Below are 14,954 nucleotides of genomic sequence, written 5' to 3'. Positions count from 1 at the left end.
GAATCAGCTGACCCCTTTCCTGGCACCGTTGGCCGACCTGCTGAACCTGCAGGAGGGCCGCCCGCAGTTCCGGCCCGCGGGGAGAACAGACAAGCGGTACCTGACCGAGCGTCGGGTTCCTGACGTGCTGCATCCGGTGTTGGTCGCCGTCACCGGTCAGCAATCCGGCGAGCTGTCCGATGCGCAAGTCGACGAGGCCCGTCGACGGCTCACCGCCGCCATGCCCTCACCCGCTGGCAGGGCCGCGATCCTGCTGTCCTGGCTGGGCCGGCTCTCCAGCCCGGCCGAGGCACTCTGGGGCGAGGGCGTACTGGTACGACAGCTACTCGCCGATCTCGCCCTGCCCGACGTCGCGACCGCAGCCGCCGAAACACGCACCCGAGAGGTCGCGATGGGGGTCGTCAACCTGGTCATGCACTCCGGCGACGACGGTACGCTGGCAACGGCCGTCGGCCCGACGCTGCGTCAACTGTTCCCGCCGGCACCTGCGACCGGGCCCGTACGGTAGCCGCCGAACATTCGGTTCGGCGAACGCTCGCTGACACAGCTCGCCAGCCGCCATCCCGCATGCTCTGCGGCATGCCGAGCCGCTGACATACCATCCATTCCCGGCACGTTGCGCCCGGTCCGCAGCTACTTGGAGACTTTCGGCCGGATCGGTGCCCGGCGAGACGCTCCCACGTTGCGGCTGCCCACCGGTGGCATTGGCGTGGTTCTCTCCTGGCCTGCGGTCTCGTCGGGCACCGCGCGAGGAGTGGCTGGAAAGGGGGTTCGTTCTGCTCGAAGTAGCGGTGCCCTCCTTGCTGACAATCCGCTGCTGCCCCCAGGGGAGCGGATCACCTGGTGTTGCCCCGGGGGTCGGCAGACGACGACTCGGAGCCAACCGAGGCTTCCACGGCCGGCGGCTTGCCACGCGGAGGCGACGGCCCATCGGAAGCGGGCAGCGCCGGAGCGACCGGCGGTCGAACCGCCACCGTCCCCGACGGGAAGGCCATCAGCTGGACAACGACCACTATGCCAGGCAGCATGACCGACAGGAGAGCGGCGGCGATGAATACGCCTGGCGAGACCCCGTCCGCCCAGTAGCTCCGGTCGACAGTGGTCAACAGACCGAAGATGACGGCACAGCTGAGGACGTAGGCAATCCCGAGGTAGGCCGCGTGGGTCACCGCCCGATGCGCCCCGTAACGAAGTCGGGGAGCAAACGCGTGCCCGACAACGACCAGCGCGACCAGCGCCGACCATGCCCGGACCAGCCAGTCGAGCCAGGGATACATCCCCTCGGGCCGGACATCCCTCAGATAGTCGTGCGCGGTCACCGCCAACTGTCCGACTATCACCAGGGACAGACCGTACGCGGTCACCCGGATCAACCGGAGCGGAGACTCGAACTCGCTGCGCCCGGCGATCAGCCACGCTAAGCCGGTGAACAGGGTGAGCGAGCCAACCCCAAGCATCCCAGCCGCCACCGTCGTCTGCGTCCAGGCCCGGGGGCAGGTCCGTTCACCGGCGATGACGCCAAAGAAAAAGCTATCCAGAGCGAACGTGACCAGGCCGGCGATGAACATGGTCAACGCCTTGGCCGACGGACGTCTCGGCGTCTCCCTATCGATCAGCATGACTATGCCAGCGAAGACGAGACCAGCGACCACGCCGGCCAGCTGGGAGTGTGCCCCGGCCGAGCCAAGCGGATTCCAATCTACCGACTCACACGCTTCGCCCACCGGCACCTCGCCCAAGTCCTTGACAGTCGGACCACACCGTCGACGCTATCGGTGCAAGTTTCACTGTAGTGGGCGAAGGCAAAATCTCCGGACACATCACCGCCCGTACAGGGATATGACAGTCGCCCGGTCGAAGGAATTCGTGCCACGCAAACTCCAGGAAAAACCTTGGTGCTGTCGCTGATCGCTTGCGGCGTGGCCGGGCTGGTCTTCGTCAACAACGAACTGGATCCGCTCCCGGTGCAGTCCCGCTCGCAGGTCGCCAGCGCGGCTCAGGTGGAAGCCATCGCTCACGTGACCCTGCCTCCCGGAACCGTGCTGCTGTCCGCCGTTTACACGCGGTCACCGCGTACCTATGCGCGAACCGCAGCTGAATTCCGGGTGCATCCTCCTCTGCCGCCGAGCGAGCGCGCTGGACACCGGCGCCCCTCACTATCGGTACGCCATAGTTCGACGTGTCGGACGCACGCCTGTGCCGATGCGGACGCACCCGATCACCGCGGCGGTGCCGACGATGGCGTCTGCGGGCCGTGGGTCACCCGGTTGCCGGCTCGCCCTCTCGTCGTTGTCTTCGTGGCATCATGCTGGGCCATGGATCATCAGGGGCAGTTTCGTCGTGCAGCGCTCGAGTTGGGCATCCCGGACGACGAGATCAGCGGGTTCACCAAGTACCTCCGTTTGTCGATCCGGTTGAGCGGGGGTTCCGGCGGTGTTCCGGTCGGGCAGTTCGGTGGGTTGCCCCGGCTGCCGGTGGGCATGGACTGGCCGTTCGCCGGGGTCAGTCCGTTGCCGTTCATCTTCTCCGTCGACTGTGCGGCGCTGCCGAGAGTCGACGGCTTCGGCCTGCCGGTAGACGGCTCGCTGCTCTTCTTCCTGGACCACGAGGAGGACTACCTGGCCAGAGCCACCGGGGAGCGGAGATACGCGCGAGTCGTGTATGTACCGGCCAGCACCGATACCGAGGTGGCGGAAGAACCCGCCAACGACGAGTTCATCGGCAAGCAGTACGACGTCGGCGCCACGCTCCTCGCGCAGTTGCCCAATTGGTTCGGCACGGACGAGGACGAGGACGACCCGTCGCCCTTCCAGCGGCAGTTGGCCCGTGACCTGCCACACCTGGACGAGCTCTGTGCTCTGGCCGACGATCTCTGGCCGTCTGACGAGGGGCTCGCCAGCGCCTATATCGGTGGGTATGCCGACGATGAGGTGATCACGGGTATTGCGGAACAGATCCTCGCGGGGCGCGAGAAGGCCGGCGAGATCGTCATCCCGGTGGCGAAGTGGTATTCCCATGTGGAGAAGGAGAAGCACCGGCTGACGAGCGAGTGGGTGTCGCTCGCCCGCTTTTCCTTGGCCGACGAGTGCTACTACGGGAGTTTTGTGATCCGCCACGACGACCTGGCCGCCGGTAGGCTGGACAAGGCGTTTTCCGTGACCGAGTTCAGCGAGTAGAACACCGGCGGCGCCGAATGCGGCTGCGGATCCGCGTTGCCTGCGGTCGCCGACGTCAGATGCTGGGCATCCGCTCATGCCGCTCTCCGAGCAGCCACGTCAACTTGCCGTGCCATACGACCAGTGCAGCGCGACGTCGGGCTTCATCCGTAGCCACAGAGCGGAAGCCGGCGAGTCATCCGGGAAATCGACTCGTAGCAGCTCGCGACCGTGGATCCGTTCGACTCCGACACGCTGAACGCCACGCAGATCCAGGTCGAGCAGTTCGGCTCCGTCGGGGGCGGTCCGCAAGCGTAGCCGAACGACCTCGTATCCCGGCTCGATGTACATCTCTATGTCGTATCCGGCTCGGGTGGTTCGGAACGTCACTGCCGTGTAGGGCCACAGCTCTCGCCAGTCGAACTCGTATCCGGCCTCGCGCTCGTCGTCCGCGTACCGATAGACCGGCTCCGCCTCGAACAGCCAGATCAGGTCCTCGTAGCTGGGGACCGGCTCCATGACCACCAGAAGATCCTCACACGGAGACCGGAGAGGCTTGCACGGCCTCCGCATCTGCCGCAGAGCACGCGCGGTGGCGGGCCGCGCACGGGTCACAGAGCGTGGCGACGTACGTTCGACGCGGCGTCCGATCACGCCGAGTTGAGCGCGTTCGATCATGCGGATAACGGGTGTCGGGGATGCCTTCTGGTTGTGTCCGGAGCACCTACGCGAGACTCAACAGGTGCACCTCGTCGCTACGGATCACCCAGTCGTCCAGGTAGCTCGTGGCCTCGATGACGGGTGGTCTGCTCCGACAGGAGGGCGCGGGTGTTCGCGGGTGTTCGGCGGTGGCATCGTCGGCGTCGGCCGGTACGTGAATACCTGGTTCGGCTGGCCGGTGCCGGGCCGGGTTCTGATCGCGTCACCAAAAGAGATGGAAGGCTCGTACGGACGGCCGAGGTCTCCAACTACAGTCGTAGGGGCGCCAGGACCGACCTTGACCGTGCCGTGGTGCACGTAATCGTGCCGTACCTGCCGGAGCCCACTCCGACACCGGGATGGATGTGTCTGGTCATCTCATTTCGACACCCGATCCTTGACAGGCCGATCGGCGAACGGCCGGACTTCGCATTCGCAAAACTGGACATCGCGGAGACCGAACTTCGCGGGCTGAAGGTCGCGAGCCCGACGTGCAGAGACCAGCTTCTGCACCGGTTGGCGTGGCGGGCATTCAGCGCGGAGCGGTAGGTGCGTGACGGCCGAGGACGTGAGCCTGGCGGCCTGGTTCGGGCACGCCGCAGCCGGTAGGTGCGATGCTTACCCTGCTCGCATCAGCGGCCCTGGGCTTGCCATCCTGATCGAATGCCGAAGCTTACAGAAGACGACTACAAAGCCACAATGGCGCTACATCCGATCAGAGTCGACCCGGACGAGGAGCCGCCGTTCGACTTCTGGCCATACTTCGAGGCCATCCCACCGGAGGACTTCGGCGGCCACGACTTCTCGGCGGGAGCAGTGCCCTACGCCTGGAGGATGCCTGAGAGCGTCTACGAGCACGTCCTCGTGCGATGCGAGACGCCCAACGTGTTTCTGGTGCTCGTGCTGGACGTGATCGGCGGCTCGGTCGTAGGCCATCACCTACTCGACCTCAACCGGCTCTACGGCCTGGCCTGAGATGCGGAGGCTACGAGGCCCGCGCCGGTCAGGCGGGGTAAGGGCCGGATCTGCCGCTGATCGAGCCTCCCGCCATGGGGCTGAGCGGATCTGCGGGCATCACGCGGGCGACCGTCGGCGACCACGTCGAAGGACGCTGTGCCGGTACGTCGGATCCGTCGCAGCGGTGGCAATCCGGGAACGGACCCAGCCCGGATCTGCCATGCGTGCCGTCGTGCGTGCCGAGCCGCGGCCGGGCATCGCGGTGCGATGGTGGCATCGCGGCTCAACGCGGCCGGGTCGCCAGCAAACGCAGCGGCGGCGGGGCGGTCAGATCTTGCCGCTGGCAGGCGGCGCGACCAGCCCGGCGGCGACGAGCAGCCGCATCCAGGGATCGGCGTAGCGGCGCCTGCGGGTCCGGTACGCCGGAAACCTGCAGATGAGGCCGACCAAGTCGGGGTACTCGGGCCCGAATACGTATCGGGCGAAAAAGGTCGGCAGGTCGGGTGCGAGCTTTGTGCAGTCAAGGCGCCCTTCCCCACCTCGGTGGCAGTAGTCCGCGAAGTCGTCGCCGTCGAGATGGAAGACGCTGCCATCGACGACATCGATGTCGACCTGGCCACCCGTCACGGGGTTGTCGTCGTCCATCCAGACGACCTCTCGGCCGATCGGCAACGCGTGCTCCACCCAGATGCCGGCGTCGGTGGGCGGCCTGGCCGACCACGTCTCGACGGTGCGGACCACCGGGGGCGGCTCGAACCGGAAGACGCCGGTCTCGACCCGGCCGACCAGGTCGAACACGTCGTACAGCCCGGCTGGTAGCTCCGGGATGCGGGGCAGTGGCACCCGGGCGTCGATGACGACGCCGAAGCGGTGCTCGGCCTCCAAGCGCCGGAACGTCGCGATGCGCTCCTGCAGGACCTCGAGCATGTCGATCACCACGACTGCACCCTATCGACGCCGCACGAACGCCGTCGCGCTCGGCCGCCGGTGGCCCCAGCCCTCCCCAACAAACACCGCCGGCGTAGGTCGGTCCGCGTCCGCTTGTGGCACCCCGTGCAAGGCACTCTCCACGCCGGGGTTTCAGGGTGGTTGGTGGCGGGTCCGGGTAGTGGCTTGTCCGAAGGGCCGAGGTCCGGGGTCAGGTCGGTCACGCTGGGTTGCACCTGGGATCGAGCGTCGATGCCTGCCAGCACAGCGCGGTCATCCCGACATGCAGGTTGAGCAACGACAACCAGGACCGACGCTGCCCAACGCGCGGTCTGCGGCAGATCCGGGCGTCCGACGTTGTAGTCAATCGTCTAAACAGGACGAACCAAATGGATGACGCTGAGGAGGATGCATGCTCGATCCAGGCGAGACGCGAGCCTGAACAGGCGATTTACCCGTTCGCGCGCCGCCTCCTCGACAACGCAGACGCCGCCGTAAACACCGGCCTGCACCGCATCGGCGGCGGATGCCAGCTGTGTTTCAACTTCCTGGACCACACACCGGCCTACGCCGCTAACCGTAACCCAAATACCGAAAGATCTTTTAAGGCTTGCGGCCCACCGCGCAGTACACGTCGAGGGCGGCCGGTTCTGTTCCCGGCTCTGGCCGCCACAGCGAGGTCGACACCACGCCGGGGTCAAGCAGTTCCAGGCCCTCGAAGTAGCCGCCGATCTCCTCCGGAGTACGCAGGTTGTACGGGTGGCCGCTCTGGTTGGCGATTCGCTGGCTTTCCACGCTCTGCACGCTGGTGCTCGTTCCGTCGCTCACCGCCAGGTAGCTGCCCGATGGCATGGCGGCGAGCAGCCGCTGGACGATCGAGCGGGCCTCGGCGTAGTCGGCGACGTTGCCCAGGATGCCAATCATGGTCAGGGCCACGGGCCTGCTGAAGTCGAGCGTCTGGGCGGCCTCGCTCAGGATCCGCTCCGGATCCTCCACGTTGGAGTCCACATATGCGGTCTCTCCCTCGGGTGAACTGGTCAGCAGCGCGCGGGCGTGCACCAGCACGAGCGGATCGTTGTCGACATATACGATCCGTGACTCGGGTGCCACTCGCTGCGCGACCTCGTGAGTGTTGTCGGCCGTCGGGAGACCGGTACCGATGTCGAGGAACTGCCGGATGCCCACCTCACCGGCGAGCAGCGTGACCGCCTGGATGAGGAACCTCCGCTGCGCCTGGGCGACCGCCACGATCCCCGGGTGCGCCGAGCGGAGCGCCTCGCCCAAGTCCCGGTCGACGGCGAAGTTGTCCTTGCCCTCCAGGAGGTAGTTCCACACCCGCGCACTACTCGGCCGGGTTACGTCGATTTTGGGATCGGTCATCAAGGATCCTCTTCGATGGGGCGGCCGTTAGGGAGCGATTGTAGGCAATGTCCCTAGCCACCGTGAATGACACCGGGTCAACGGGGCGCGGCGGGCCACGGTTCAGGCGGCGGACCCGGCCGCGACAGCCGCGGCCACGCCGAGCGCAGCGCCCGGCCCGCGCGTCGCGGTGAGCATTACCGCAGCCCACGAGCCGGCGGCGACGCGATCAGCCCGGCCGCGACCATCGACGGGTACGCCCAGGCCAGCCCACGCGGGGTCGGTCGGTGTGCTCGATCCCGCGCCTGATCGCGACATCATCGACCCCGAGCACCGCGGCTGTCTCATACCTCAGAATCAGGCAGGGCGTGCACCAACTCCACCAAGGCGTCTGGCCTGTTGAAACCCCAGTCGGACCGTCAGGCGCGAACCTGCCCTGTCAGCCAGCGTCAACCCGATGCGCTCCAAAGCCGTACGATACGACGACGTCCGGTGGGCGTGGTTGTACCGCCGCGCCATCGACCGGCTCATCGAACCACCCCACTGGCCAGTCCTGGCGGTGCCGCAGAAGAACCGGCGCACTCGTATTCGCAACACGACCGGCTGGCCGGCCATTGCGTCGTCGGCCAGCCTCCGATAGCTGACGGTCGCGCCGTTCCGGCCCATCCGCCCAGCGTCGCTACAAGCCGATCTTTCGCGGCACGGGTTGGATCCTCGCGTATTCCAGCTCGCCGAGGGCAGTTGGAGGGTCTGATGAATTTTCCTTCCTTGGCTGTTCGGCGCTGCTGGCGTCCCAGGAAGGGGCGGGCGGGCGCTGCAGGGACGCACGAGCAAGTGCGTCCATTCGCTCCCAGACCCCGGAGCTGATGCGGTTCGACGTTCCATGGGGGACCTGGCATGAGCAGGCGTCCGTCCGTCACCTGCCGCAGAGCCCCGCGCCCGTACAATCCCCGGGGTGACCCCGCCCTCCCTCGGCACCGCCAACCAGGTTCCCCCGTACGGCCCACGCCCCGGCGTCCACCCGGTCTGGCTGCTGATCGGGCCGGCACTCGCCGCGTCGCTGGGTGCCTACCTGCTCACCATCACCGTCGGGCTGGAATGGGCCTCGATCCAGCGGAGCCTGGGTATGCCGAGCTTGGGGCTCCTCTGGATCTTCGGCGCCTACCTGCTGTCGGCGGCACTGGCGGTTCCGGTCGGCGCTCTGGTCGGCCGATGGTGGCCGACTGCTGTCACGTTGCCCGCGATCGCGCTGCTGGTGCCCGGATCGTTGCTGACCGCGCTGTCCCCGGGGATCAGCCTGCTGCTGGTCGGCCGGGCGGTGACCGGGCTCGGGGCTGGTCTGGCCTGGGGCGTCACGGCCGTGCTGGTCGCGCAGGTGGGGGCACGGCACGTGTGGGTGACGTCACTCGTCGCCGGCGCGGTGGTGCTGGGGTTGGGTCTCGGACCCGTGGCTGGGGAGATTCTGGTGCGGACGCTCGGTCGGCCGTGGCCTTTCATGCTGGCCGTGCCGTTCGGGGTGGTGGCGATGCTGGCCACCGCGGTGAGCGGGATCGTCGTGCTGACGCAGCGGGTGTCCCAGCCGGCTCAGCCTCCGGCCGCACCGTCGGCGTGAAGAAGCGGGCGGCGTAGGGGAGCCCGGCCGCGGCCACTGCGCACGCCGACCCGATCAAGCCGCGTCCGTAGCCGTCCCGAGCGGCCGCCCGTCACGGCGTCCCGGGCGGATCCAGGTACGCAGCATCAGGCAACCGCCGCTCGCGGTTGGGTGGCACCTGCCCGGGCCCCTGGTGCGGCCGATGGTCATTGAACCTCTTCAACCTGGACCGCGCGGCGCTCACGCACCGCGTCCGACCTTGCGGTCCGCCGGACCGCAAGGGGAGGTTGGAAAAGGTTCATTGAAGTGTGGGCACGTGACGTCGCCGGCGCTCTGCCGCCGGTCCGGCGGTTCCGGACCGGCGGCCCGAGGGGCAGGTGCCCCGCCAGGCGGGCGTCCTGGCGGGGCACCGAGACTGCTACTACTACGGGTTGCTCAGGAGGCTGGCCGCCACTCCGGCGATTGTCAGGACGGACGGTGATCGATGTGTCATCACGTCACCTCGCATCGATCGTTTCGAACGGCAACCGCAGCCGCATCTGGCCGGCGATTGGGACATTGTGGGTACGGATCTCGAAAAGCTCCTCGGCCGTCAACGCGCGGCCGTACAACCGGAACTCGTCGAGCGTGCCGAGGAACCGGTCGGCGCCGTCGAGCCGCTGGCCGACGGAGAGGCCGTGGATGCCGAACTCGCGGCCGTTTGTGACCGAGCCGGGCGGCGTGGTGCCCGTCGCGACCGGGACGCCGTCGACGTACATCGTGAGCTGGCGGTCGAGCCGCTGTAGCGCGATGTGGTGCCACGCCCCGTCGTTGTATGCCGCCGGCGACGCCAGCGTCACGGCGGTGCCCAGGCCGGTACCGAGGAACGCACGGATGCGGTTGCTCGCCGGTTCGGCCCGCAGCCATATCTGCGGCGCCGAATTCATCCGGTACGCCCACAGGATGGAGTGCGAGCCGGTGGTCGCGGCGTACCGGAACCACGTCATGGCGGTGAAGTCGCTGTCCTCGACGTCCACGGCGGGCGTGTACGGCACCTCGACGCCGTCGTCGACCTTGTCCAGCGCCAGGCCCTTGCCGTACCGGCCGCGGGTCAGCGTCGCGTCGCCCCGCACGTACGCGGTGTTGTCGTACCGCGGTGACTTGTCCGGGGTCGTCGGGCCAGGCACCGGTGGTGGTGGGAAGCCCGCCGGTTTGCCGTTCGGGGTCGCCAGGTACGCCTCGTTGAATCGGGCCCAGCGGATGGTCTCGTACGGGCTGGTGGCACCGGCCTCGTAGAGCAGCCCCGCCATGATCCCGTGGGTGGCGTCGGTGCCGATCTCGATCATGTCGGAGTAGGCCGTCGGTCCCCACCAAAAGACCTTGCCCTGGTCCGTGGTCTGCCACGTCTGTGCCTCGTCGAACGACGACCGGATCGCCATGACCTCGCGGGCGCCCGGATGCGCGACCGTGGAGATCATGATGCGGTTACGGGCGTCACCTTCGTCGGTGGCGGTCAGCCGCAGCAGCGACGCCTGCACCTGCACCGTGGAAAATGTCGGCAGCGTCTGGAAGTAGCCGTCGAAGCTCTCGCCGCCGTCGCTGGAGTAGGCGTACGCCCGCACCCCGTCCGACGCGGCGGCGACCTCGCGGGCGCTGACGTAGAGCCGGCCGTCGGTCAGCTCGACCACCGTCGTCTCGGTGGGTTTGGCCCGTCCCTCGAAGTCGGCGATGGTGGCACCGATCTGCCAGGTGTCGCCACCGTCGTCGCTGTAGTACAGGTGGGCGCCGAAGACCGGCAGCTGGTCGCCGTTGCTCATCTCGTGCATGGAGCTGACGATCAGCCGGCCGGCGTGCGGGCCGCGTGTGAGCTGGATGCCGTGCACCGGCCCGTTGGCGATGAACCGGTCCCACTCCGGCCGCTTGAGGTGCGGCTGTTCTCGCGGGGCGGTCCACGTCGCCCCGTTGTCGTCGCTGGTCAGCAGGTACACGTCCCGGTCGCAGGGAGGGCAGGCACCGTAGGCGTTGCGGTTGGCCAGGATCACGATGCGGCCGGTGCGTTCGTCCACGACCGGTACCGGGTTGCCGAGGGTGTCCCCGCCGGCCTCCGCGATCAATTGCACCGGCCCCCACGTGATGCCGCCGTCGGTGGACCGCTTCAGCACGAGGTCGATGTCGGCGTCGTCGTTGCAGCTACGCTCCCGCCCCTCGACGATCGCCAGCAGGTCACCGTTGGTGGCCTTCACCAGCGTGGGGAGGCGGTAGCAGAAATATCCCGCCTCTCCGCGGCTAAACAGGATCTCGTCAGTGCCCACCGGCTCGGCCGCCGTGGCGGCGGAGCCGGACGCCACCAAGCCGGTGGCGGCCATCAGCGCGACCAGCACCGGTCTGATCACGGCGGAAAGTAGTCGGCGGGTTACCATGTGTGCTCCCGGATGGTCGCGAAAGGCGCGGAAACCACGGCGGACACCAGTCGTCCGCGACTCCGGCCGGGTCCTTGTCTCGGTTTCAAGTGCGATACCTCCTACTAGTTGACGGGACGGCAGATCGAACCTCGCGACATTCCCGAAGCACGTGTTGGCGACCACCTCCTTGGTGCCACAAACAGAGCGCCGGCCGACCGGGCCGCCGCCTGGGACCACCGGCTGGCCCTACGGGGCCATCAACATGGGTCAGGTATGGACCGTCATGTCCAGTTCTCTATGGACAGTCACCGGGCTTGCCGGACGCGCGCGCATCGCGGCAATCCGTGCATCCGATTTCGGGATTCTTGGTCCGTCCGGTTCGGAACGGGTCCTGGCCACTCGGCCCAGCCCGTGCCGGGTACCGGTAGGGTCCACGGAGTGGAGTTGCGCGATGCGCTGCGACGCCGGCCGGTTACGCCCGAGCGGCGAGTCGCGATCAGGGAGGCGATACTGCAGATCGAGGAGCTCGTCGACCGCGGTAAGGACGCCACTACCGCAATCGAGACGCTCAAAGAGACGACCGGTCACACCTTCGGGCTCGACGACTTCAACTATCACTGCGGAGCGCCCGACCGTGAACAGCTGGTCGAGTGGGCGTGCGCGCCGCCGCCAGTCCGACTCCCCGACGTCACCCGAGACGAACTGGTCGAGATCGTGCGTCGCATCCTTGCCGACCCGACCGACGACTGGTACATCGAGGCGTTCGAGCGCAACACCGTGATGCCGGGCGCGAGCGGCCTCATCTTTCACCCGCCGCCCGAGTTGCGGGACGCGACGGCGGAGGAGATCGTTGACGCCGCGCTGGCCTACCGCCCGATCGCCCTGTGACGCAGCCGGCGCACCCGTACTTGGCAGCCGGCGACGCCTCCGAATCCAAGATAGATCGGGCGCGCGCTCATTGGCAGTTCCGGGTATCAGTCGGCGTGGGAAGCCGGCCACGGGGCGTGACGGCTCCCGGCTGGCTGACGCGCACGGACGGCGGCAGATGCGCTCACCGAAGCAAATCCCTGCGGTGATCTTCCGCTCGTCGCGGACGAGTGAGCGCGGTGGGATCGGCGTGCTGCGTCCCGGCGGTGGCGGGCCCAGCGTCAGCCCCGAGGTCGGCGCTGGGCCGGGTTCTTAGGCCGGCTGTGGGGCCATGCTGCCGTAGGTCTTGAAGTGCTGGAACTCGCTCGTGGCGGACGGCCCGCACAGCGTGCCGTAGCCGCTCTGCTTCATGCCGCCCTGCTCGAAGTGTTCGGACATCGTGCCCCAGGTGTTGAACCAGATGCCACCGAAGCGCAGGTCGCGTGCGACGCGGCGGGCCCGCAAGTCGTTGAGGGTGAACACGGAGGCGGCCAAGCCGAACTCGGTGGCGTTCGCTCGCTGGATCGCGTCGGTCTCGTCGTCGAAAATTTCGAAGGTCTGGACCGGGCCGAACACTTCCTGCTGGACGATGGGGACGTCGACCTGGTCGACTTCGATCAGGGCGGGCCGGAAGAATGCGCCACCGGCCAGGTCGGGGTCGGTGACCGGGCCACCTCGGACGATGACCTTGGCGTAGTCGGCTGCCTCTTCGACGATGCGGTCGACCCTGGCGACGCTGACCTTGTCGATCAGCGGGCCCATCTGACTGGTGGGGTCGAGTGCGGGGCCCACCTTGACCCCTTCCAGTGCTGCCGCGAGCCGGGTGCGTAGTTCGTCGGCAATGCCGCGCTGGGCAAGGACCCGGGAACCGGTGCAGCAGAACTCGCCGTTCATCAGGATGCTGCTCATCACGAGCGTGGGGACCACGATGTCCAGGTCGGCGTCGTCGAAGACGATCAGCGGGGTCTTGCCGCCCAGCTCGAGTCCGAGCCGCTTGAGCGTGGGGCGGTCCTGGTGGTCGACATTGTTGTCCTCTCGATTTCTCTCAGCCGGGGGGTGTCGGTCAGGCGGTACGTGTCGTGGTCGTGCGGCCGCGGGTCTCGGCCGGGTAGTGCTTGCGCAGGTCGGAGGTCGTCATCCGGTCGAGCATCCGGTCGGGCAGGAAGCGGGAGACACCGATGAGGAAGGTGGCCGTCGCGCCGATGGTGTACCGGGTACGGGGCCTGCGGTCGGTCACCGCCTTGGCGATCGTCTTCGCCGCGACGCCTGCGGTCACACCGGCTCTGGTGAACGCGGCGATGTGGGAGGGCAGCGCCTGCATCAGGTCGCCGTAGCGCCCGTTCTGCTCCGGCGTCATCCGGGCACCGAGCTCACTCAAGCCGGCGGTTCCGTGGCCGGCCATCTTGGTCTTGACGCCGCCCGGCTCGACCACCACCACCTGCACACCGTGCGGGGCCAGCTCGTTGCGCAGCGCGTCACTCATTGCTTCCATCGCGAACTTGCTGCTGGCGTACGGTCCGTAGCCGGCCATGGAGAGCTTGCCGAGCATCGAGCTGATGTTGACGACGTGGCCCTTGCTGCGTGCCAGCGCGGGAAGCAGGGCCTGGGTGACGGCGACGTGGCCGAAGAGATTCACCTCGAAGATGCGCCGCCATTCGCTGAGCGGCGTCACTTCGACCGGGCCGGCGCCGGGGATGCCGGCGTTGTTGACCACCGCCCGCAGCGGCCGCGGGTCCCGCTCGACCGATGCGGCGAGCGCGGCGATGTGGTCCGGGTTGGCGATGTCGAGGATCACCGGCTCGACGCCCGCGGCGCGCAGGGGCTTACCGTCGCTGTCGCGCCGTACGCCGGCGAGGACGTGGAAGCCGCGGCGGGCCAGTTCCCGCGCGGTGGCCGCGCCCAAGCCGGTTGACGCTCCGGTCACGACCACGAGTTCTTGAGTTTCAGATGACGTTGTCATCTTTCCAGTGTGCGATGGTGAGATGACGTTGTCAACTGGGTCAAGTGACTTAGTCATCACAAGCGCGCTAGGATCGTCCGCGTGACCAGCCGCGCCGAATCAGCCGCCGCCACGCGCCGCGCCCTGCTCGACGCGGCCGCTGACCTGCTCGATTCCGGTGGCCTCGACGCCGTGACGTTGCGCGCGGTGGGAGCACGCGCCGGAGTGACTCGGGGAGCGCCCTACCGGCACTTTCCCGACAAGGAAAGCCTGCTGATCGCCGTCGGGACCCAGTCCTGGGACAGGCTCGGAGACCGTATGCAAGCCCTTCGCGCGGATCCGGGCCTGTCGCCCGCCGACAAACTGCGCGGCGGCCTCATCGCACTCATCGACATCGGCCGCTCGCAGCCACACCTCTACAAGCTCATGTTCAGCAACCCACCCGGCGACCCCATGGCACTCGCCCGGGCCGCCCAGCGCAGCCAGACCGAGTTCCTCGCCGTCGTCGCCGACCTGGTCGGCGAGCAGGACGCCCGCCGATACGCAGCCCTGCTCATCAGCAGCGCGAACGGGATCGCCGGCCTGGAGGCCAGCGGCCAGCTCACCGATCCCAAATGGGGTGGCGTCTCCGCCGAAGACCTCACCGACACCCTTGTCGACATGATCGCCGGCAAGAGCCGGCACGCATGACCGGCGACCAGTGGATTCGACGGCTACGGCCAGAAAAAGTGGTGAGATCCGCCCGGACGCCAGCGGCTCGCCATGGCCGAGTTCATCCCCCGACGACCAACGACCTGCTGCACCGCATGCCCTGATCCAGCAGTGGCATCCACGCGCCACGGCCTCCTACGGGCTGAGCTGAAGGGGAGTCATTCCGCCTGCTCATCGGACGGTCCAGGGCACGCTCATCGGCAGGTCCGCTCGTCGTGGTCGCTACGTTCCGGCGGCCATGTAGGCGGCGAGGAGGTAGTCGGGGTGGCGTCAGTTGCGGCCCGGACACGACCTGAACGTTGCTCTGCTCAAGTGGCTCAAACCGTCGA

12 protein-coding genes and 1 pseudogene are annotated in these 14,954 nt (G+C 67.9%); 6 read left to right on the top strand and 7 right to left on the bottom strand.

The window, feature by feature from the left end:
- On the top strand, window positions 1–508 hold a 508-nt coding region (locus tag AAH979_RS35360; RefSeq protein WP_346262483.1), incomplete at its 5' end, for a hypothetical protein.
- 328 nt (window positions 509–836) lie between these two features.
- Here AAH979_RS35360 and AAH979_RS35355 read toward each other — a convergent pair.
- Window positions 837–1,739, bottom strand: coding sequence for a hypothetical protein (locus AAH979_RS35355; RefSeq protein WP_346262482.1), 903 nt, complete (start codon window positions 1,737–1,739; stop codon window positions 837–839).
- 156 nt (window positions 1,740–1,895) lie between these two features.
- Between AAH979_RS35355 and AAH979_RS35350 the strand changes: the two genes are divergently transcribed.
- A complete protein-coding gene (locus AAH979_RS35350) occupies window positions 1,896–3,176 on the top strand; it encodes a DUF1963 domain-containing protein (RefSeq protein ID WP_346262481.1) in 1,281 nt (426 codons plus the stop codon).
- Between the two features lie 99 nt (window positions 3,177–3,275).
- Here the strand turns inward: AAH979_RS35350 and AAH979_RS35345 are convergent, their stop codons facing one another.
- Entirely contained in the window at window positions 3,276–3,680 is a 405-nt protein-coding gene (locus AAH979_RS35345) for a hypothetical protein (protein WP_346262480.1), read from the bottom strand.
- Window positions 3,681–4,517: 837 nt separating this feature from the next.
- Here AAH979_RS35345 and AAH979_RS35340 point away from each other — a divergent pair.
- Entirely contained in the window at window positions 4,518–4,829 is a 312-nt protein-coding gene (locus AAH979_RS35340) for a hypothetical protein (protein WP_346262479.1), read from the top strand.
- Between the two features lie 309 nt (window positions 4,830–5,138).
- Here AAH979_RS35340 and AAH979_RS35335 read toward each other — a convergent pair whose 3' ends face one another.
- The gene (locus AAH979_RS35335; RefSeq protein WP_346262478.1) at window positions 5,139–5,738 is read right to left on the bottom strand and encodes a hypothetical protein; all 600 of its coding nucleotides are present in this window, start codon (window positions 5,736–5,738) and stop codon (window positions 5,139–5,141) included.
- 603 nt (window positions 5,739–6,341) lie between these two features.
- Window positions 6,342–7,118, bottom strand: a complete 777-nt coding sequence (locus AAH979_RS35330; protein ID WP_346262477.1) for an SAM-dependent methyltransferase — start codon at window positions 7,116–7,118, stop codon at window positions 6,342–6,344.
- Between the two features lie 934 nt (window positions 7,119–8,052).
- Between AAH979_RS35330 and AAH979_RS35325 the strand changes: the two genes are divergently transcribed.
- Window positions 8,053–8,709: an MFS transporter gene (locus AAH979_RS35325; RefSeq protein ID WP_346262476.1), complete on the top strand. Its 657-nt coding sequence runs from the start codon at window positions 8,053–8,055 to the stop codon at window positions 8,707–8,709.
- A gap of 476 nt (window positions 8,710–9,185) precedes the next feature.
- On the opposite strand, the gene AAH979_RS35320 is transcribed toward AAH979_RS35325, so the two are convergent.
- Window positions 9,186–11,060, bottom strand: a complete 1,875-nt coding sequence (locus AAH979_RS35320; protein WP_346262475.1) for a sialidase family protein — start codon at window positions 11,058–11,060, stop codon at window positions 9,186–9,188.
- 447 nt (window positions 11,061–11,507) lie between these two features.
- Here AAH979_RS35320 and AAH979_RS35315 point away from each other — a divergent pair, with 447 nt between their 5' ends.
- Window positions 11,508–11,957 (top strand): hypothetical protein, encoded by a 450-nt coding sequence (locus AAH979_RS35315; protein ID WP_346262474.1) that lies wholly within the window; start codon window positions 11,508–11,510, stop codon window positions 11,955–11,957.
- A gap of 291 nt (window positions 11,958–12,248) precedes the next feature.
- On the opposite strand, the pseudogene AAH979_RS35310 reads toward AAH979_RS35315, so the two are convergent.
- A pseudogene (locus tag AAH979_RS35310) lies at window positions 12,249–12,971 on the bottom strand (aldehyde dehydrogenase family protein); the annotation flags it as partial.
- Between the two features lie 67 nt (window positions 12,972–13,038).
- Window positions 13,039–13,935, bottom strand: a complete 897-nt coding sequence (locus tag AAH979_RS35305) for an SDR family oxidoreductase (RefSeq protein WP_346262473.1) — start codon at window positions 13,933–13,935, stop codon at window positions 13,039–13,041.
- An 81-nt stretch (window positions 13,936–14,016) separates the two neighbouring features.
- Here AAH979_RS35305 and AAH979_RS35300 point away from each other — a divergent pair, with 81 nt between their 5' ends.
- Window positions 14,017–14,604: a TetR/AcrR family transcriptional regulator gene (locus AAH979_RS35300; protein ID WP_346262472.1), complete on the top strand. Its 588-nt coding sequence runs from the start codon at window positions 14,017–14,019 to the stop codon at window positions 14,602–14,604.
- The last annotated feature ends 350 nt before the right edge of the window (window positions 14,605–14,954 follow it).

The sequence above is a fragment of the Plantactinospora sp. ZYX-F-223 genome, from assembly GCF_039649625.1.
Classification (GTDB): Bacteria; Actinomycetota; Actinomycetes; order Mycobacteriales; family Micromonosporaceae; genus Plantactinospora.
This window is presented reverse-complemented; position numbering and strand designations above follow the sequence as displayed.

Excerpts from the sequence above, each read along its gene's own strand:
- AAH979_RS35340 (WP_346262479.1), top strand. The coding sequence starts at position 4,518 with ATGCCGAAGCTTACAGAAGACGACTACAAAGCCACAATGGCGCTACAT.
- AAH979_RS35335 (WP_346262478.1), bottom strand. The coding sequence starts at position 5,738 with ATGCTCGAGGTCCTGCAGGAGCGCATCGCGACGTTCCGGCGCTTGGAG.
- AAH979_RS35330 (WP_346262477.1), bottom strand. The coding sequence starts at position 7,118 with ATGACCGATCCCAAAATCGACGTAACCCGGCCGAGTAGTGCGCGGGTG.
- AAH979_RS35305 (WP_346262473.1), bottom strand. The coding sequence starts at position 13,935 with ATGACAACGTCATCTGAAACTCAAGAACTCGTGGTCGTGACCGGAGCG.